17 protein-coding genes are annotated in these 19,354 nt (G+C 55.1%); all 17 read right to left on the bottom strand.

What is annotated here, in order from left to right; translation table 11 throughout:
• Position 1: 1 nt before the first annotated feature.
• Positions 2–1,447, bottom strand: coding sequence for an aldehyde dehydrogenase family protein (locus tag DCCM_RS03535; protein WP_104371074.1), 1,446 nt, complete (start codon positions 1,445–1,447; stop codon positions 2–4).
• Positions 1,448–1,481: 34 nt separating this feature from the next.
• A complete protein-coding gene (locus DCCM_RS03530; protein WP_165792006.1) occupies positions 1,482–2,660 on the bottom strand; it encodes an NAD(P)/FAD-dependent oxidoreductase in 1,179 nt (392 codons plus the stop codon).
• A complete protein-coding gene (locus tag DCCM_RS03525; protein WP_104371072.1) occupies positions 2,657–4,120 on the bottom strand; it encodes an aspartate ammonia-lyase in 1,464 nt (487 codons plus the stop codon). Before DCCM_RS03525 ends, DCCM_RS03530 begins: the two co-directional genes overlap by 4 nt.
• Positions 4,121–4,150: 30 nt before the next feature.
• On the bottom strand, positions 4,151–4,801 hold the full coding sequence (locus DCCM_RS03520; RefSeq protein ID WP_231702639.1) for an aspartate/glutamate racemase family protein: 651 nt from the start codon (positions 4,799–4,801) through the stop codon (positions 4,151–4,153).
• A 33-nt stretch (positions 4,802–4,834) separates the two neighbouring features.
• The gene (dapA, locus tag DCCM_RS03515; RefSeq protein WP_104371070.1) at positions 4,835–5,746 is read right to left on the bottom strand and encodes a 4-hydroxy-tetrahydrodipicolinate synthase; all 912 of its coding nucleotides are present in this window, start codon (positions 5,744–5,746) and stop codon (positions 4,835–4,837) included.
• A 251-nt stretch (positions 5,747–5,997) separates the two neighbouring features.
• Positions 5,998–7,698: a sigma-54 interaction domain-containing protein gene (locus DCCM_RS03510; RefSeq protein WP_231702636.1), complete on the bottom strand. Its 1,701-nt coding sequence runs from the start codon at positions 7,696–7,698 to the stop codon at positions 5,998–6,000.
• A 166-nt stretch (positions 7,699–7,864) separates the two neighbouring features.
• Positions 7,865–9,070, bottom strand: a complete 1,206-nt coding sequence (gene coaBC, locus DCCM_RS03505) for a bifunctional phosphopantothenoylcysteine decarboxylase/phosphopantothenate--cysteine ligase CoaBC (protein WP_104371069.1) — start codon at positions 9,068–9,070, stop codon at positions 7,865–7,867.
• 14 nt (positions 9,071–9,084) lie between these two features.
• The gene (gene rpoZ, locus DCCM_RS03500) at positions 9,085–9,303 is read right to left on the bottom strand and encodes a DNA-directed RNA polymerase subunit omega (protein WP_104371068.1); all 219 of its coding nucleotides are present in this window, start codon (positions 9,301–9,303) and stop codon (positions 9,085–9,087) included.
• A 37-nt stretch (positions 9,304–9,340) separates the two neighbouring features.
• Complete coding sequence (gmk, locus tag DCCM_RS03495; RefSeq protein ID WP_104371067.1) at positions 9,341–9,940, bottom strand: guanylate kinase; 600 nt, start codon at positions 9,938–9,940, stop codon at positions 9,341–9,343.
• A 17-nt stretch (positions 9,941–9,957) separates the two neighbouring features.
• Positions 9,958–10,236 (bottom strand): extracellular matrix/biofilm regulator RemA, encoded by a 279-nt coding sequence (gene remA / locus DCCM_RS03490; RefSeq protein ID WP_104371066.1) that lies wholly within the window; start codon positions 10,234–10,236, stop codon positions 9,958–9,960.
• Between the two features lie 57 nt (positions 10,237–10,293).
• Positions 10,294–11,214 (bottom strand): YicC/YloC family endoribonuclease, encoded by a 921-nt coding sequence (locus DCCM_RS03485; protein ID WP_307718792.1) that lies wholly within the window; start codon positions 11,212–11,214, stop codon positions 10,294–10,296.
• Between the two features lie 22 nt (positions 11,215–11,236).
• On the bottom strand, positions 11,237–12,430 hold the full coding sequence (locus DCCM_RS03480; protein WP_104371065.1) for a pyridoxal phosphate-dependent aminotransferase: 1,194 nt from the start codon (positions 12,428–12,430) through the stop codon (positions 11,237–11,239).
• A 55-nt stretch (positions 12,431–12,485) separates the two neighbouring features.
• The gene (locus tag DCCM_RS03475; RefSeq protein WP_104371064.1) at positions 12,486–13,664 is read right to left on the bottom strand and encodes an LL-diaminopimelate aminotransferase; all 1,179 of its coding nucleotides are present in this window, start codon (positions 13,662–13,664) and stop codon (positions 12,486–12,488) included.
• A 52-nt stretch (positions 13,665–13,716) separates the two neighbouring features.
• On the bottom strand, positions 13,717–14,565 hold the full coding sequence (dapF, locus tag DCCM_RS03470; RefSeq protein ID WP_104371105.1) for a diaminopimelate epimerase: 849 nt from the start codon (positions 14,563–14,565) through the stop codon (positions 13,717–13,719).
• 161 nt (positions 14,566–14,726) lie between these two features.
• A complete protein-coding gene (locus tag DCCM_RS03465) occupies positions 14,727–17,471 on the bottom strand; it encodes a cation-translocating P-type ATPase (protein WP_104371063.1) in 2,745 nt (914 codons plus the stop codon).
• A gap of 320 nt (positions 17,472–17,791) precedes the next feature.
• The gene (locus tag DCCM_RS03460; RefSeq protein WP_231702635.1) at positions 17,792–18,700 is read right to left on the bottom strand and encodes a glycine betaine ABC transporter substrate-binding protein; all 909 of its coding nucleotides are present in this window, start codon (positions 18,698–18,700) and stop codon (positions 17,792–17,794) included.
• 5 nt (positions 18,701–18,705) lie between these two features.
• Positions 18,706–19,323 (bottom strand): ABC transporter permease, encoded by a 618-nt coding sequence (locus DCCM_RS03455; RefSeq protein WP_104371062.1) that lies wholly within the window; start codon positions 19,321–19,323, stop codon positions 18,706–18,708.
• Positions 19,324–19,354 lie beyond the last annotated feature (31 nt).

The raw sequence follows: 19,354 nt of genomic DNA, 5'->3' as shown, positions 1-19,354 counted from the left end.
GTTAAAGATTGAATACCACCAAACGCTGCTCGGTCATCTCCTCTATGGCGTAGCGGGGGCCCTCCCGGCCCACGCCGCTTTCCCTGGCCCCCCCGAAGGGCATCAGGTCCACCCGGTAGCAGCTGTTTTCATTCACCATGACCCCGCCCACCCGGAGCCTTTTGGCCGCATACCAGGCGGCGTCCAGATCCCTGGTGAATACCCCGGCCTGCAGACCGTAGCGGCTGTGGTTTACATTGCTCACCGCCTCTTCCAGCCGGTCGAAAGGAAAAATGCTCACCACCGGGGCAAATACCTCCTCACACACCACCGGGTGCCTGGCCGGAACATTTTCCAGCACGGCGGGCTCCAGTATGCTCCCTTCAAGCCCTCCGCCGCAAAGCGCCACGCCGCCGGACTCCACCGCCGACTGCACCAGCTCGCCGGCGCTGCGGGCCGCCTGGGAGGAAATCATGGGTCCCACCGCCGTATCCTCCTCCAGCGGGTCCCCGGTCTTAAGGGAACTGGCAAGGTCTGTGAGCCGCTCCCTAAAGGCGGGATATATATCCCGGTGAATAAAAATTCTCTGCACGCTGTCGCAATTCTGGCCCGCATAGGAAAACGCCCCCTCCGCACAGCTGCGGGCCGCTGTTTCCAGGTCCGCGTCCCGGTGCACGATTACGCCGCAGTTGGAGCCCAGTTCAAAGGCGGCCCGCCTGATGCCTATGGCTTTTCTGATTTGCTTGCCCACTTCAAGGCTCCCGGTAAAGGTATAAAAATCTATCCGGGGGTCCGCCAGCAGGGCGCTGCCGACGGTTTTGCCCGAACCGGGCAGCATGTTTAAAAAGCCGGCCGGCACCCCGGCCTCCTCCAGGGCCTCCGCCAGCAGCACCGCGGTAAGCGGGGTGAGGCTGGACGGCTTCCAGACCACGGCGTTTCCGGCGGCCAGGGCCGGGGCTATTTTATGGCAAACAAGATTTAAGGGATAATTAAAGGGAGTAATGGCGCAAACCACGCCCAGGGGAAAGCGCATGGTGAAGCCCAGCCTGTTGGCGGCGCCGGGTGCTGCGGACACGGGCACTTCATGCCCCGCTATGCGCTTGGCCTCCTCTGCCGAGACCGTGAGGGTCTCAATGGCCCTGGACACCTCCCCCCGGGCATTTTTGATGGGTTTCCCCGCCTCCCGGGCAATGGTGCGGGCAAAAAGCTCCCGCCGCTGTTCCACCAGTGAGGCGGTCCGGTTAAGCCACCCGGCCCGCTCCAGGGGCGAGGGTATGGGTCCGTCCGCAGCCTCCCTGGCGGACCGCACGGCCTTCTCCAGCATATCTCCGTCAGCCCTGCTGACCCGTCCCAGCACCTGCCCGCGATATTTATCCAGCACGGGTATGCTCTCACCCGTTATAATCCACTGGCCCCCCACAAACAAACCGTATTCCATATTTCCTCCGGTCAGGGTTGCTGTTTCCATATTGCTACTCCTCCCATGACAAAATTAATGAGATCTACAGAATGTAATCATTGAACCTGGTGATGCTGAGAGGGCTTAAATCCCAGCCGCCGGCGGTTCCGGCCACCATATCCGCCAGCAGGCTGCCGGTGACCGGGCCCAGGGCGATGCCGTCACCCTCGTGGCCGGCGGCTATAAAAAGCCCCGGCCTTTCCGGAACCGGCCCCACTATGGGCATCCCGTCCGGCGTATAGGGCCTTAATCCCGCAAAAGTTCTCAATAAATTCACTTTTTTCAATGCCGGAAACAACCTCACAGCTTCTCCGGCTATGGCCCTGACGGCCTCCGGTGTGGTGCCGCAATCATAACCGGCAAATTCCCTGGTGCCTCCTATCAGCAGATTGCCGCTGCGGGTCTGCCCCATGGAAAGGCCCAGGCCCAGCGCGCTGTATTCACCCCCGGCTTTGGCCAGCTCCGGATTGTGCTTGCAGGCTATGTACCTGCCGCTTAATATATTTCCGTTAATCAGCGGGGATATTTTTTCAGTTACCAGTATCTGCCCCTTTCTGGGTATGATGGGTATATGAAGGCCCGCCATTTTTCCCAGTTCCGGTGTCCAGACGCCGGCGGCGATGATCACTTTGCCGGCCTTTATATCACCGCTTCCGGTGCGGACGCCGGCGATCCCGTCCTTGTCTTTTATAAACCCGGTGACCCTGGTTCCCAGCCTGATGTCCGCCCCCCTGGAGGCTGCGGCCCTTCCCATGGCAAAACAGACCTTGACGGGGTTTACATCGGCATCACCATTCCAGTAGGTGGCTCCCAGCACGTGGGGGGATACCGCGGGCTGCCGGGCCAGGGTCCCGGAGCGGCCTAATATGACCACATCAATTCCGGCCTCCCTCTGACGGCCGACAATTTTCTCCATGACCCGCATTTCCTCTTCACTCTCAATTAGTATCATTCCCCCGATTTTGCCGTATTCCAAATCCTCTCCCAGCTCGGATTCCAGGCTTTCGTAAAGTTTGGAACCGGCCAGGGCCATGCTGAGAGGAAGCCCGGGATTCTTTGATTGGATCATAATCGCCCTGTCACAGGACCCGGAGGTTCCACCCGCCAAGTCGCCGGACTCGAGAAGAGTGGTGCGGACTCCTTTCCGGGCCAGATAATAAGCGGTTGAAACGCCTATTATGCCCCCTCCAATGATCACTGCCTCCGGGGAATTCAATTTCACTTTACTACCTCCGAATTGTGCCGTATATTCTGGAATTCCGCCGGCTGCGCCGGCAGGCTTCCGCCGTCCCCCTCCACCCCTCCCGGGGTGGTCATGCCCAGGGGGGAAAGCAGTTCAGCCAGCTCCTCCCGGGTGAGCAAATTCCGCCGCAGCAGAACCTCCACCGGGGAGTCGCCCCTCTCACCGGCCTCCCTGGCCGCCGAGCAAGCCTCCTTATAGCCTATCCGGGGAACCAGCGCGGTCAGCAGGCCAAGGCTCTTCTCAACCAACTGGCCGCACCTTCCGGCATTTGCCTTTATCCCCCTGACGCAGCGGCGGTCAAAGGCAGCAATGGCGTTGGTCAGCAGGTGCAGAGAATTTACCAGGTTGTAAACGGTTACCGGGGACATTACGTTAAGCTCCAGTTGTCCTGCCTGCATGGCCAGGGAAACCGCCAGATCATTCCCCAGCACCTGGAAGCAAACCTGGTTAACCGTCTCGGGTATAACGGGATTTATTTTGCCGGGCATGATGGAAGATCCGGCCTGGACCTCCGGCAGGGTCATTTCCCCAAAGCCGCACCTCGGCCCCGAAGACATCAGCCTGAGGTCGCCGGCTATTTTTGACAGCATCACCGCCAGTTCCCTGAGGGCCCCTGAAAGCTCCAGCAGCACATCCTGGTTTTGGGTGGCATCCACCAAATCGACGGCCCGGAACAGTCTATGGCCGGTTATGGCGCAAAGATGCTCCAGGGCCAGCCCGGAAAATCGCCTGCCAGCGTTTAATCCCGTGCCCACAGCGGTGGCCCCCAGATTTATCTCCCTCAATCCCCCGGCGGCGGCGGTCACCCTGTTCAAACTTCTTTTCATCACAGCGGAGTAGGCTGAAAACTCCTGGCCCAGGCGGATGGGCACGGCATCCTGCAAATGGGTCCTTCCGGTCTTGACAACCCCGTCAAACTCCTCCGCCTTCCGGCCCAGCGCCTCAATCAGCCCCCCAAGGCTGTCCGCCAGGCGCTCCGTTTTATTCAGCAGGGCGATATGTATGGCGGTGGGCAAAACATCATTGGTGGACTGGGCCATATTCACATGGTCGTTGGGGGACACAATGCCGTAATCTCCCTTTTGACCTCCCAACAGCTCTATCGCCCTGTTGGCGATGACCTCGTTTACATTCATGTTGATGGAAGTTCCCGCGCCCCCCTGGATTGAATCCAGGGAGAACTGCTCCATAAAATTTCCCTCCGCCACCTCCGCCGCAGCCCGGGCAATGGCGCCGCCCTTATCGCCCTCCAGGCGGCCCAGCTCCATATTGGCCAGGGCGGCGGCCCTTTTGACCAGGGCCAGGGACATGATTATTTCCCGGTCCACGGGGATTCCGGTTATATTGAAATTCTCCCGGGAGCGGGCGGTGTGAATCCCGTAATAGGCTTCGGCGGGTATGTCCAGGAAGCCCAGTAAATCCTGCTCGGTTCTGTACATTCGTCAATGCCCCCCCAAACACTATTTATCTTAAAGGGAGTTGTAAACCATATTGATCAAGCTGTTCAAATGAAACACCGGCAAGCCCGAAGCCTCCCTGATCCGGGGCTCGAAGGGGGGCAGGTTGGTGCATTCCAGGACAATGGCCCCCACATCCCCGGGCCCGGCAAAACGGGACGCCACCCGGGCCACCTCCCGCTCCAGCAGGTGAAAATCGGCATCCGGGCTGTTGCCCACAAAAACCCTTGAAAACTCCGGCTCCTTTTCCATACCCTGAATTGACACGGGAACGCCGCCCGCCCCCACCGCGGCCAAATGCTCCCTGGTCAGGTGCCCGGAGTGGGCCGTCAATATGCCCACTTTTTTTTCAGCCCCCAGCAGGCTGTACACCAGGGGCACCTGCAGCAGGCTGGAGGATATGAAGGGAACCTTTAATTCCCGGGCAATCTGGCTCTGGAAGAGGGACAGAAAGCCGCAGCTGGTGCATATGAGCCTGGCCCCTTCCTCTTCAAGCTGTTTGGCGGCCCTTATAAAAGGAATAATCAGTTCCCGGTCGGACTCACAGACAACCCTCACCGGAAAGGCGCCCCTGACCACCAGTCGCCTTACGGGAAAACTGAAGGTCCCGGGATTTCCTATGTCGCCGGCATAGCGGGGAAAAACCGTATCAAGCATAATCACACCAAGCAAGGCAATATCCTCCGGAATTATTTTTTAAGCCAGGGCGGTCAGGTCGTCAATAAGCCCTTCTCCTTTATAATGCTCCAGGCACCGGCGTATTTTTTCCTTCAGCCCGGAATCGGCCTCTATCAGCGGCAGCCGGCAGCCGCCCACGAAGACCCCCAGCTGTTTCAACATTTCCTTTATGGGAATGGGATTGGTGGCGGCAAACTGCATTTCAAACAGCGGCAGCAGCTTAAGGCTCATTTCCCCGGCCTTGGCGTACTCGCCCAGTTCGCAGAGGCGGAGCATTTTTTTAAGCGCTCCGCCGGCTATGTTGCCGGCTACACTCACAACCCCGGCAGCCCCCATGGACATCATGGGCTGGGTAAGGGCGTCGTCACCGCTGTACACTTTAAAGTCGCCCGGAACACTGCGCAAAAGCCCGGCCACCTGCCCCAGGTTGCCGCTTGCCTCTTTGATGGCCTTTATATTAGGTATTTCCGCAAGCCTGGCCACGGTCTCCGGCAGCAGGTTGCAGGAGGTTCTGCCGGGAACATTGTAAAGCATCACCGGCAGGGAAGTGGAAGAGGCTATTTTTTTAAAATGCCGGTACAGCCCCTCCTGGGGGGGTTTATTATAATAGGGCGTCACCAGGAGCAGCCCGTCCACTCCGGCTTCCGCAGCCTCGGCGCTGAGCCGCACGGACTCCGACGTAAAATTTGTGCCTGTGTTGGCAATCACGGCACCCTTGTTGCCCACGCAGTATTTTACGGTTTTGAAAAGCTTCTTTTTCTCATTGGTATATAAGGCGGCGGATTCCCCGGTGGTCCCGGCCACAACCACGGCGTCGCTGCCGTTTTCTATTATAGCCCCGGCCAGGGCGCCCGCCTTGCCGTAGTCAATGGAACCATCACTGTTAAAAGGAGTGACCATGGCCGTTATTAATTTTCCCCATTTTTGCATAGTCTGTCCCTCCCTGTTTATTTGGGGATATACAGCATAAACCGTGCCAAAAACAAAAGCCCCGCAAGGCGGGGAATACGCGGGCTCCGCGGTATTCGCGCCACAGCGCGGGGCAGATTTATTCCAGGTTTTTAGAATCTATTTTGCGAAATGCCTGTATATATAGAATTTTTTATAAAAAGACATTTCTAGAATACTGGAAACCTTTCCAGCATTCTAGAAATATTAAAAACAATAAAGTTAAACTTTCATCAATTAATATTATATTTTTTCAATTTATTATAAAATGTGGCCAGGGATATTCCCATAAATTTGCTGGCCTTTCTTTTCCCCTCCACCGACCGGCCGTAAAAGTCCAGCGCCCTTAAAAGGGCCTGCTCCTCGGCCTTTTCCAGGGTAAGCAGCGGCCCGCGCTCCTTCGCCGCGCTCTTTTTTGTAAAGGGGTCAAAATGCATGGCCAGGCTATCCGCGGTTATGTTGTCTCCCTCCACATAATACAGCAATCTTTCCAGCATGTTTTCCAGTTCCCTCACATTTCCGGGCCAGGAGTGTTCCTGCAGGAATTTCAACACCTCCGGGGATATGCTTTTTGGGGGCATTCCCAGCTTCAGGGCAACCTTTTGCAGCAGGTGCCGGGCCAGCACGGGAATATCCTCAATCCTTTCACGGAGCGGCGGCACCACCAGGTGCAGCACGTGCAGCCGGTAATACAGGTCTTCCCGGAATTCTCCCTTTACCAGCATTTCTTTCAAATTTCTGTTGGTTGCCGCCACCACCCTGACGTCGGCCCGGATGGTGGCGGAGCCGCCAACCCTTTCGAATTCCCTGCTCTGCAGCACCCTTAGCAATTTGGCCTGCATTTCCTGCTTCAATTCGCCAATCTCGTCAAGAAATATGGTGCCTCCTCCGGCCAGTTCGAAACGGCCCCGCCTTTGCCTGTCGGCCCCGGTAAAGGCCCCCCTTTCGTGCCCGAACAACTCGCTCTCCAGCAGGTTCTCCGGTATGGCGGCGCAATTCACTTCCACCAGGGGCCTGCCGGACCTTCTGCTGGCCCGGTGGATGGCGTGGGCAAAGAGCTCCTTGCCGGTCCCGCTCTCACCCTGGATCAGCACTGTGGAATCGGAGAGGGCCATTTTCCTGCCCTGTTCCTTCAGCCGCCTTATTTGCTCAGATATCCCCATAATATCGTCAAAACTGTATTTGCTGCTCTGAAAATGCTCCAGTCGGCTGCTCAAATCCGCGATCACTTCGTTGGAGTGCTTCAATTCACTGTTCAGCCTCAGCATATCGGTAATATCCCTGAAGGCCACCACCGCCCCCAGCAGCTCGTCCCCGTCAAATATAGGCGAAGCATTGGAAATAACTTCGGTTTTTGAGTACACCGCGGTGTTGCGCAGGCCAAAAACCGGCTTTTTTGTTTTCAGGGCCAGCACCAGGGCGCCGTCCCGGGACATGTTATACACGTTGGTGCCTATCCGCTCCCTGGGGTCGATTCCCGTTATCCTGGTATAGGCGGGGTTTACGTACCTCAGTTCGCCGTCCCTGTCCACATACTGAATGCCCTCCTGCACATTGTCCAATATGATTCCCATCAATTCTTTATCCCTGATCAGCTGCATCAATTCACCGTGGTTCTTTATCAGCCGGAAAAGCTTCTCCAGCGCCCGGGCCCCCGCCACAATCACCCCGAAGGGGGTGTAACAGTTGGATTCCTCCACCACGCCCGCATTTTCCCGGTCTTCAACCACGAACTGCAGTCCTGGCAATTTAATCAATTCCTCCACACTGTCCAGAACGTTGATGCCCGGTTCCAGGGCAGCCGGGCGTAGCCCCGCGCCGCCGGCGGGATCAACCGCTCCGGCCAGGCTAACAAAATCAAATTCGGAAAACCTGCCCGCCAGGGACTTGAGCCTTGCGGCCCTGCAAATAAAACCAACTTTAATTTGCGGCATTTTCCATCACCCGCCACATTTTTCTGTTATTCTAGATTTGCCCTCCAATTCAAAAAACCTTTCCCCAATAAAAGGAAAGGTTTTCTGTTGGGGGTGGCAAGGGGACGTTTCGTCTGCCATCTCAAGAGATGGCAGACGAAACGTCCCCTTGCCACCCCCGTCCCACTTATGAATGGTTGGATCTTATGGCTATTACCTCGTCCAGGATGCGGTTGGCCAGGGCCGGCTTGTCCATCAGCGGCAGGCTCACTATGCTGCCGTCCGGGTAAATCAGCTTGGCTATGTTGGTATCGGTCCCGAAACCGGCCCCGGGTAAAGTTACATCGTTGGCCACCAGCAAATCCAGGTTCTTTTTCCTCACCTTTTCCCGGGCGTTTTCTATCAGGTTTTCAGTCTCCGCGGCAAACCCCACCAGGGTGACGCCCTCCATTTTGTTGATCCCCAGATCAAATAGTATGTCCGGGTTCTTTTCCAGTTCCAGGGTCAGGGTGTCCCCCTCTTTTTTTATCTTTTGCTCCGCCTTAAGCCTGGGCCTGTAATCGGCAACGGCGGCGGCCTTTATAACCACGTCCGCCTCGGCGTAACGGTTCATGACGGCATCATGCATTTCCAGGGCTGTTTCCACCCGCACAACGTCCACTCCCGGGGGAGGCTCCAGAGATGTGGGCGTGGTTATCAGGATTACCCTGGCACCCCGGTTAAAGGCCGCCCCGGCAAGGGAGTAGCCCATTTTGCCGGAACTGCGGTTGGATATATAGCGGACGGGATCTATGGGCTCCCTGGTGCCCCCGGCGGTAATCAGCACCGTTAAGCCGCCAAGGTCCCCCACCGGAGGAATTAATTCAATTATCCTGTTGATGATTGCCTGCACCTCGGGCAGTCTGCCCTTTCCCTGATGACCGCAGGCCATCCTGCCGGATTCGGGCTCCAGTATGTAATAACCGTGTTTTTTTAATATTTCCGTGTTGGACTGGACCACCGGGTTTGCGTACATGTGGACGTTCATGGCAGGACAAATCAAAATGGGGCATCTGGCAGCCAGCACCGACGTGGTTAACAGGTCGTCGGCTATGCCGTGAGCCATCTTCCCCAAGAAATTTGCGGTGGCCGGGACCACAGCCATGATATCCGCGTTATATGCCAGCTCTATATGCGGAACCCGGTAGCCGGGTGACCGTTCGAAAGTATCACAATGAACGGGATTACCCGTTACCGCCTCAAAAGTAAGCGGTGTTACAAAATTAGTGGCAGACCGGGTCATAATGACATTTACCCGGGCGTTTAATTTGGTAAGCTTGCTGGCCAGGTCCGCCGCCTTGTAAGCGGCTATGCCTCCGGTCACCCCCAGGGTGATAGATTTGCCCCCCAGCATGACCCATACCTCCGTTATTTTATTCCCTGCTTGGTACGGCGGTAATTAACCCTATTGCTAACTATTTCCTGAAGCGCTTCCGTAACGGGCTTTTTTACCAGCCCGTCCATATTTTCTTCCTTGAGGTTTTCCTTCTTTTCCGTTAACTGCCTGGCCCTTTTTGCCGCTACCACCACCAGGGTATAGCGACTGTCCACCTTCTGCATCAATTGGTCCAGAGACGGCTGGTTCAATGGCGACCCTCCAAATCCAATTCATAATTATATCACGTCAGTGGTTCAGCCATCCGGGAATTATCATCCTGCGGGGACGGCTTTTTTCCGCCTCTATAATACATTCCAGTTTTCTCACCGCGTTATCCACGGAATCATTTATAACCACATAGTCATACCCGCCGGCCTGCATTAATTCGGTGTCGGCCCATTTGAGCCTGACGTCGATTTCCCTCGGGTCGTCGGTGCCCCTCCCCTTTAACCTTCTCTCCAGTTCCTCCCGGGAGGGGGTGGTTATAAATATCAGTATCGCCCCGGGAAACCTCTCTCTTATTTGAAGTCCGCCCTGAACGTCAATTTCCAGTATCACATCCTGGCCGCTATCCAGCATTTCCCTTACAGGTCCGACAGGAGTCCCGTACATATAGCTGTATATTGCCGCCCATTCAAGAAATCCGTCGGCATCAACCAGCTTTTTAAATTCTTCCCGGGAAAGAAAATAGTAATTAACCCCGTTTATTTCCCCGGGTCTGGGAGCCCTGGTGGTCGCCGACACGGAAATTTTAATATCCGGACGGCGCTCCACCAGATGACCGCAAAGGGTACCCTTGCCGGAACCGGAGGGGCCGGATATTACAATCAATAATCCCTGCTGCATGCTATTTTGGCCTCAAATCACTCGCCGGTTTCTTCAATGGCCGGAGACGCCGGTTCCTTGCCCCCAAGCCGGTGGGCCACCGTCTCCGGCTGCACCGCGGACAGTATTACGTGGTCGCTGTCGGTTATTACAACCGCCCTGGTTCTCCGGCCGTAAGTGGCGTCAACCAGCATGCCCCGGTCCCTGGCTTCGGTTATGATCCTTTTAATCGGCGCGGATTCGGGACTGACAATGGCGATGATACGGTTGGCCGATACTATATTTCCGAAACCTATATTAATAAGTTTTATATCCATTTGTTATGTCCCTCCCAAATAAGGTAAGGGGACACCCTTGCGAAGTAATGTCCCGACCTATTCCAAGTTTTGTACCTGCTCCCTGATTTTCTCCAATTCACTCTTTACTTCCACCGAAGCTTTGGCTATAGACAGATCAGACGCCTTTGAGGCTATGGTGTTTATTTCCCGGTTCATCTCCTGTAATAAAAAGTCCAGTTTTCTGCCCACCGGTTCATCCATTTTCAAGGTGACGGCGGCCTGATCAATATGGCTGTAAAGCCTCACCACCTCCTCGGTGATGCTGGAACGCTCGGCAAATACCGCCACTTCAGCCATTAGCCTGTTTATGTCAAGGGTTGAATCGTTAAGCCACTCCTGCAGGCGCTGGGTAAGCCTTAACCTGTATTCCTCCACCACTCCCGCGGAGCGCTGCTCTATTTCCTTAACAGTAACCTTAACCTGCTCCAATCTGGAAAGCAAATCCAGCCGCAGCCTTGTTCCCTCGGTTTCGCGCATTTCCAGCAGGCGGTCCAGCGCACCGGCCAATGCTTTTTCCAGCACCGGCCAGTAAGCTTCCACATCCTCCTCCGGTTCCTCCAGAGAAATGACGTTAGGAAGAGAAAAAAGGTGTTCCGGCTTAATTTCGGAAGTAATTCCAAGATCCTTGAGAAGTTCTTCCATTGCCTTATAATACGACGCTGCCAGTACTTTGTCAACTTTAACAGCAGGAGTTTTTTCAGCGCTGTTTTCCACGGATACGTAGATGTCAATCCTGCCCCGGGCCAGTCTGGACTGCACGTAACGCCTGGCCTTTTCTTCCAGGGCTGCCATTCCCCTGGGCATTCTCAGCATTACTTCACAGAAACGATGATTAACGGATTTCATTTCCACGGTAAAATTTTTACCCTCTCCCGTGGCTTCTCCCCGGCCGAAGCCGGTCATGCTCATGGGCAAAACATTCACCACCAGTATTTTATGGTCCGTACCGGAGATCAATACAGCTAAGCGTATATTTTATTTATTTTATCCTGCCCAGCAGCGCTTCGATACGGTCAAGCCCCTCTTTTATCCTTTCCATGGAAGCGGCGTAGGAAAGCCTGAAGCACCGGTCATCTCCGAAGGCTATTCCCGGGACCAGGGCCACATTGGCCTCCTCCAGAAATACCGCGGCCAGCTCCGAGGCGCCGTTTATCTTCCGGCCGTTGAAAGAAAGCCCTATATAACGGCTCATATCCGGGAACAGGTAGAATGCTCCTCCCGGCCGGCCGCAGCTCAAACCGGGAATGCTGTTGACCCTGTCCAGCATGTAATCCCGGCGCCGGTTGAACTCCACCGCCATTTCCTTCAGCGGCTCCTGGGTGCCCGTCAGGGCGGCCACGCTGGCGGCCTGGGCGATGGACGTGGGGTTGGAGGTGGAATGGCTCTGCAAATCCGCCATGGCCTTGGCCACGGGCCCGGGGGCGGCGGCATAGCCGATCCGCCAGCCGGTCATGGCATAGGCTTTGGACACGCCGTTTATAACCACCGTCAGGTCTTTTAATTCCGGACTCAGGGAGGCTATGCTGACATGCTCCAGCCCGTCATAAACAAGCTTTTCGTATATTTCGTCGGAAATAATCGCTATTTTATGCCTTACCAGTATATCTCCCAGGGCTGCCAGTTCCTCCCGGGTGTAAACCGCCCCGGTGGGGTTGCTGGGGCTGTTGATCAATATTATTTTGGTGCGGGGGGTTACGGCGCTTTCCAATTCCTCCGGGGTAAGCTTAAAACCGTTGGAAGCCCGGGTCTGCACTATCACCGGGGTGCCGCCGGCAAGCTTTATCTGTTCCAGATAGCTTACCCAGTAGGGAGCGGGAAGGATTACCTCGTCCCCTTTCTGGCAGATAACCTGGAACAGGTTGTAAAGGGAGTGTTTTGCCCCCACGGAAACAACAATCTGGCCTGGCTGGTAGTCAAGCCCGTTATCTTCCTTGAATTTTTTTATAATGGCGGCTTTCAGCTGCTCCGTGCCGGCCACGGCGGTGTATTTGGTCATGCCCTTGTTGATGGCTTCAATGGCCGCCTGTTTGATGTGGTCCGGGGTGTCGAAATCCGGTTCTCCCACTCCGAAATTTACCACATCCGCGCCGGATGCAATCAGTTTTTTAGCCTTGGCGTCAATGGACAGTGTGGGTGATGGGCTAATATTTGCAGCTCTGTCTGCCAGATTCATTTGGAAAAGTGCCTCCTTATAGTACCAGCAATTGATTTTTGCTGTTTTTTCCGTGTTAAAATTTAACCGTGCCTACCTGCTTTTTAATTCTTTCTATGGCCTCTTTCAGCCGCCCGGTGGACAGTGTAAGGGACATTCTGAAATACCCCGCCCCCTTGGGGCCGTAGCCGGTACCCGGAGTAACCACCACCCCGGCCTTTTCCAGTACCAGTTCCGCGAAGGACTCGGAGGTGTGTCCCGGCGGCACGGGCGCCCAGACATAAATAGTGGCTTTCGGTTTCTCCAGTTTCCAGCCTATTTCATTAAGACCGTCCACCAGTATATCCCGGCGCTCCCTGTAAACTCCGTTGTTATATGCCACGATGTCCTGGGGTCCGCTTAAAGCGGCAATGGCGGCGTACTGAATTGCCTGGAACTGACCGGAGTCAAGGTTGGATTTCAATCTGCCCAGGGCCTCCACCACGTCGGGATGACCCGAGGCCCAGCCGATTCTCCAGCCGGTCATGTTATAGGTTTTCGACACTGAGTGAAACTCTATTCCCACTTCCTTTGCCCCGGGCGTCTGCAGGAAGCTGATGGGTTTATAGCCGTCAAAGGCCACCTCGGTATAGGGAGCGTCATGACAAATCAGTATCCGGTATTCCCTGGCAAAGGCGACGGCTTCCCTGAAAAACTCCTCCGTGGCCACCGCCCCGGTGGGGTTGTTGGGATAGTTCAGAAACATCATTTTGGCTTTTTTGGCCACATCCGAAGGTATATCGGCAAAATCGGGCAGAAATCCTCTCTCCGCCGTAAGGGGCACGTAGTAAGGCACTGCCCCCGCCAGTATGGCCCCGCCGGCATATACCGGGTAGGAGGGGTCAGGAACCAGCACCGTATCACCGGGATCCAGGTAACACCAGGATATGTGCCCGATACCCTCCTTGGAGCCGATCAGGGACACGACCTCCGTTTTGGGGTCCAGTTCCACCCCGAACCTGCGGCCGTACCAGTCCGCCACCGCCTGGCGGAAATTAATCATTCCCACGGATGAGGGATACTGGTGATTGGCAGGGTTTTTGGCTTCCCTGCTCAATTCCTCTATTATGTAATCGGGGGTGGGCATATCCGGGTCGCCAATACCCAGGCTTATGATATCCACTCCTTCCGCCCTTTTCTGAGCAATCATCCTCTCAATGCGGGCGAATAGATATGGCGGCAGGTTCTTAATTCTCTGGGCTTCGATAATTTTCATGTTAGAATGCCTCCTTGATGCAGATTGGTTTTCAAACAGGTCCTTATATACTTTACTCCAACGGGTAGTCCCCAGTAAATACCTTCCTGGCCGGTCCCGTCATGTATACATGATTATTAACAGACCATTCTATTTCCAGGGGGCCCGCCTGCAGGTGAACCATTACCTTCCTGCCGGTGTAACCGTTCAGGCACGAGGCCACCCCCGCCGCGCAGGCGCCTGTTCCGCAGGCCATGGTGTATCCCGCCCCCCTTTCCCAGACCCTCATGATTACTTCCCCCTGGTTTAGCACCTGAACAAATTCAATATTTGCCTTCCGGGGAAAGGCCGGGTGAACTTCCAGTTCCGGTCCCAGCTGATAAAGGGGAACCGCCTGGACATCATCCACAAAGATAACGCAGTGGGGATTACCCATGGACACCGCGGTTACCCTGAAAATTTCACCCCGGTGTTCCAGCGGTTCGCCCACAACCCTGCCCGCTGGTCCCAGCATGGGAATATCCGACCGCTCCAGTCCCGGCTGGCCCATATCCACTTTAACCATGGCAGCCTTATGGTCATCCGTTATTATTTCCGGCAGTATAATCCCGGCCAGGGTCTCCACCCTTATCTGCCGCCGGGGCACAATTCCGGCGTCATAAACATATTTGGCCACGCAGCGGATGCCGTTGCCGCACATTTCCGGCTCGCTGCCGTCGGAGTTTATTATTTGCATGTATATATCGGCTTTATCTGACTTTTTTATCAGAATCAATCCGTCCGCTCCCACGCCGAAACGCCTGTGGCAGACATCCCTGGCCAGTCCCGGCAGCTCCTCCCGGTTTTCCGGCAGGCCGGATTCCTCCAGGGCGTCAACAATCACAAAATCGTTGCCCAGACCGTGAAATTTAACGAATTTAATTGCAATCACCCCCGTAAACACCTTCAGGTGTGCCCCATAAAGGCACACCTTTTTACTTTCCCCAACCAGTATACTATTTCCTGCTTTATTATAAACTCACCGTAAAAAACCTGTTCCTTCACCAATCCGGATTAAAGGCGCGCCACCCGGGCAGCCGGTATTCACACCTTTAAATACATTATTTTCTCCCCGAACCTTTTCCTTATACGGCGGAATACCAGGACGGCGGGCAGCGCAAGGGCGCATACCGCCAGTATTAAGCCCCATTGGTGTAATTGCAGCGGCACGGTATGAAACAGGGGGGTTAAAAGGGACAGGTAAGTTACCGCCAGCTGAAGCGCCAGAATCGAAACGGCAGCGGCCGTCAGCCGTTGATTCGCCGGGGGGAAGAATTCCCCGCCGGCATGGTATTCATTATGGCCTGTAAATGTGCAAAACAGCATCATAAGCACCATGGCGTTCAACGCTGCCGTCCTGGCCGCGTCCAACCCCCCGGGGCTGCCGCCGTAAAGCAGGCAAAATACCGACATTACCGCCAGCCCTGCCACAATCCCCCTGGAGGCGACCTTGCGGGCCACAGCCATGTTTAATATGCCGCTTGTTTTTTCGGGCATGTTGAAAAGCACCCTTTTATCCGGCGGGTCCATCCCCAGAGCCATAACCGGAAGCCCCCCGAATAACAAACCCAGCCAGAGTATCTGCACCGGTAAAAAGAGGGGCGGAAAACCGGCCAGAACCGCGGCCAGTGTAACGGCCAGCAGCGACAGACAGCAGGAAAGCAGATAAATTAATATATTTCGCGCATTCCGGCAGATACCCCTGGACTCTTCCAGGGCACCGGCAAAAGAGCTGAAGCCGCCGCCCCGGAGCACCAGGGAGGATTTGTCTATAAGGGCGGGCGCCGCCCGGCCTTCCAGGGCTATGCCCAGATCAGCCTCATTAATAACAGGTATGTCGGCCACCCCTTTACCGGTGCAGGCCACCACATGTCCGGATTGTTTCAAAGACTTGATAATACGCAGTTTCCGAAAGGGATCAACCCTGGCGAAAATGCTTCCCTTTTCCAGTTCCCGGGCCAGTTCCCCGTCATTCATCTGATCCATCTGCTCTCCGGTTATTACGCTGTTTGTAAGCCCCCAGAACCCGGCTTCCGCGGCCAGGGCCCGGGCGGTCAGCGGGTGCTCCCCGGTCGCCAGAACAGCTTTTACCCCGGCCCGCCTAAGCCCGTACAGGACGCCGGCGGCGGCAGGGTCCGGAGTATCCCCCAGGCCTGCGAGCCCCAGAAAAACCAGTTCCCTCTCCACAGCTTCCGGTTCATAAACTTTAATATCCTCCGTCATTTCCCGGCAGGCCAGGGCCAGCACCCTAAGCCCCCGGGCCGCCAGCCCGGAAACCTGCCGGAGCAATTTCTCCCTGTCCTCCAGACCCATGGGAACAGGCACTCCATCCTGGTAAAGGCTGGCGCACCTGTCCAGCAATTCCTCCGGGGCGCCTTTCACATAAGCGGTTACATTACCCGTATTTCCCCGGTAAATAACCGTCATGCGCCTTCTCCCGGGACTAAAGGGTATTTCCCTCACCCTGCTTTCCTTTTGCTCCAGTTTTTCCCTCCAGACACCGCCCCTGGCGGCCATCACCAGCAAGGCTCCCTCGGTGGGGTCGCCGGAAATTCCCCACTGCCTGGGACTCAAACCCTTTCCCATATCCCGGAACAGTCCCCCAATGGTTATTTCTCCCCTGTGCAGCACGGCATTGTTGCACAGTGCGGCAGCTCTCAATAAAAGCTGCAACTCCGGGCCCTTTATCAGCCCCCTGTCATATTTCAACGCCCCCCGGGGCTCATATCCTTCTCCTTCCGCCGTCACCTCGGCGTCCCCCGCCAAAACCAGGCGAACCGTCATTACATTGCGGGTAAGGATGCCTGTTTTGTTCAGGCAGAGCACTGTGACGCCGGCTGTTTTTTCCACGGCGGAGATCTCCCGGGCCACCACACCCCGGCGTAGCATCCTGATCAACCCGAGGCCCAGGGAAAAATTCAATACCGCGGGCAATCCCCCGGGCACAGCAGCGGCGGCCAGACTTAAACCGGTCAACAGCATCAGATAAACATCCTGCCCCCGGTACACGCCTATCACCGTTACTGCCAGGCATGCCGCCAGCCCGGCGTAAAAAATGAAACGGCCCCGGTAAGCCAAAAAGCCCTGCATAGGCGCGTCATCTTCGGAATGGCCGCTCACCCCGGCCTCAAGCCCTATTTCAGACAACATCCCGGTGGCCACAACCACCCCCCTGCCACTGCCGCCGGACACCACCGTACCCCCAAAAGCCATGTTCCGGCGGTGCCCCGGGGAGTCCTCCCCGGATTCCTCAGGCTCCGACTTTATTACCGGGCCGGTATCCCCTGTAAGAACAGCTTCCTCAATTTGCAGACTGCTTGTCCAGGTGAGTCTCAGGTCGGCCGGAACTATGTCGCCCTGTTCCAGGATAACCAGATCGCCGGGTACAATTAATTTTGCCGGCACTGTTTTTTCCTTGCCGTCCCGGACCACCCTGGCCCGGGGAACTATTGCATCCTTTGCCCGGCGTATATTTTTTTCAGTACGGTATTCCTGGATAAACCCGGTCACAGCCCCCAGCAGGGCCATGACCAGCACTGCCGCCGCCCCGGCATATTCCCCCGTGAGCCCGGTTAGAGCCGCCACCGCCAGCAAAGCGGAAAGCTTTATATCCCTGAATTGCTCCACAAAAATCTGCCCGGCGCGTAAAACCGGCTCTTTTCCAATTTCATTGGGGCCGAACCTGGCCAGCCTGTCCGACGCCTCCTTCTCCTCCAACCCCCTGACCGGATCGGAGCGAAAAACCTCCAGTACCTCCTCCGGGGTCATCAAATGCCATTTTCCGGCCACCCCAACCACTCCTCGATTAAATTATGAAGCTTGTATACTACATTGATATGAACAATGGAGTGGAAAAAATAACCTTTATTTAACAACTTGGCCGCCCGAACCCCCAAAAATATCCAACTGCATCCATTCCGGGTATGGGGGGTTGGATGACGGGTCCGGCTGAAACCGTAAAAAATCCGGGATTGGCTTTTAAAGTACACCTAAGAAGGAAAAAGAATATTCACGTCCGTGTTTACGGCAAAAATAAAACCCGGATTTATATGCTAAATCCGGGATATTTGACAGTATCGCACTTTCCTGTCATATAGAGATTATTATTTTTATATGATGCCCTTATCCTGTAAAAACTCTACCACCACATCCTTGGCTTCCCGCTTTTTCTCCGCCACCTGGTAGTTTAATTGCTGCATTTCCTCATCGCTTATTTTTCCTTCCAGCAGGTTGATGGTTTCTTCAAGCTCCGGATATTTTTTAAGGGTGTCGTTCCTTACCACCGCCGTGCAAAAATAAGGTGGAAAGAAATTTTTATCGTCTTCAAGTATTTTTAAATTATAAGTAATTAATTCTCCGTCGGTGCTGAAGGCATCGGTGACATCAATTTTTTTCTGGGCCGCGGCCTGGTATTTCAACGCGGTTTCAAAGGATTTGGTATCCTTAAATTTAAGCCCGTAGGCTTTAATCAGCCCGTCGTAACCATCCTGCCTGTTAAAAAACTCCTGTTCCCCTCCAAAAAGCATGTCCCCGGACAAAGCGGCAAGGTCGGAGGTTTTTTGCAAATTATATTTTTCCGCGGTTTCCTGACGAACGGCAATGGCGTAGGTGTTGTTAAACCCGAAAGGTTTCATCCATTTCAAATCGAACTGTTTATTGTATTCCTCCTGCACAAGGTTATACACCTTGTCGGGGTCGGTTTCAACAGGCCTTTTTAATATGGCCATCAGGCCGGTTCCTGTATAGTCGGGGTACAGGTCCAGATCGCCCTTTTTCAGGGCGTTAAAACACACCATCGTTCCCCCGAGATTGGGTTTGTGTTCCACGGTTAAATCGGTTTTTGCCTCAATCAGCTGGGTCAGCATCTCTCCAAGAATGATATTCTCATTAAAATTTTTCGAACCCACCACAACTTTGCCCTTTGAACCCGCAGGGGAGTTATCGCCCCCGCATCCGGCAAACACCAGCGCCATTGACAGCAATAAAACCGGTAATATAATTTTTCTAATAATAAACAACCCCTTCAATCAGCTATTTTAACTCTCATTCCTCTTGGAATCACGGTTTTTTCCAGCCTGCCCAGCAGAATATCCGACAGAACCGCCATCACGGCTGCGGGAACGGCTCCCCAGAGAATTAAGGCCGTGTCGGAAAGCTGTATCCCCCTCCAGATAGGATCACCCAGCCCCCCCGCGCCAATCAGCGTACCAACGGTGGCAATGCCGATGGAAGTCACTATGGCCACCCGGAAACCTGCCAGAATTACCGGCAGGGCTATGGGAATACGAACCAGCCTGAGTATCTGCCAGCGGGTCATACCCATTCCCTTTCCCGCCTCCAGCAATTCCCGGTTCACACCGTCCAGCCCGACGTATGTATTTCTAACAACGGGCAGCAGCGCGTATATAAAAAGCGCCACTATTAAAGTGGTATTCCCCAGGCCCAGGTAATACATTAGTATTGCCAGCATGGCCAGACTGGGTATGGTTTGAAAGGCATCTATAACAGCCATCACCGGCCCCGCTAAAACACGGTATCGCAGCAATACCACGGCCAATGGCATTCCCACCAGACAGGCTATCAAAACTCCGGCGGCCGACAGCCACAGGTGCTGCAAGGTAAGCGCCAGTATGTTATACATAAACTCACCCCCTCCTTTTTTTTACAGCATA

The sequence above is a fragment of the Desulfocucumis palustris genome, assembly GCF_002933875.1.
In the GTDB taxonomy this organism is placed as follows: Bacteria; Bacillota; Desulfotomaculia; order Desulfotomaculales; family Desulfocucumaceae; genus Desulfocucumis; species Desulfocucumis palustris.
Note: the sequence above shows the minus strand (reverse complement) of the source record. Positions and strands in the feature narration are given on the sequence as shown.

Excerpts from the sequence above, each read along its gene's own strand:
- DCCM_RS03535 (WP_104371074.1), bottom strand. The coding sequence starts at position 1,447 with ATGGAAACAGCAACCCTGACCGGAGGAAATATGGAATACGGTTTGTTT.
- DCCM_RS03525 (WP_104371072.1), bottom strand. The coding sequence starts at position 4,120 with ATGTACAGAACCGAGCAGGATTTACTGGGCTTCCTGGACATACCCGCC.
- dapA (WP_104371070.1), bottom strand. The coding sequence starts at position 5,746 with ATGCAAAAATGGGGAAAATTAATAACGGCCATGGTCACTCCTTTTAAC.
- DCCM_RS03510 (WP_231702636.1), bottom strand. The coding sequence starts at position 7,698 with ATGCCGCAAATTAAAGTTGGTTTTATTTGCAGGGCCGCAAGGCTCAAG.
- coaBC (WP_104371069.1), bottom strand. The coding sequence starts at position 9,070 with ATGCTGGGGGGCAAATCTATCACCCTGGGGGTGACCGGAGGCATAGCC.
- gmk (WP_104371067.1), bottom strand. The coding sequence starts at position 9,940 with ATGCAGCAGGGATTATTGATTGTAATATCCGGCCCCTCCGGTTCCGGC.
- remA (WP_104371066.1), bottom strand. The coding sequence starts at position 10,236 with ATGGATATAAAACTTATTAATATAGGTTTCGGAAATATAGTATCGGCC.
- DCCM_RS03480 (WP_104371065.1), bottom strand. The coding sequence starts at position 12,430 with ATGAATCTGGCAGACAGAGCTGCAAATATTAGCCCATCACCCACACTG.
- DCCM_RS03475 (WP_104371064.1), bottom strand. The coding sequence starts at position 13,664 with ATGAAAATTATCGAAGCCCAGAGAATTAAGAACCTGCCGCCATATCTA.
- DCCM_RS03455 (WP_104371062.1), bottom strand. The coding sequence starts at position 19,323 with ATGTATAACATACTGGCGCTTACCTTGCAGCACCTGTGGCTGTCGGCC.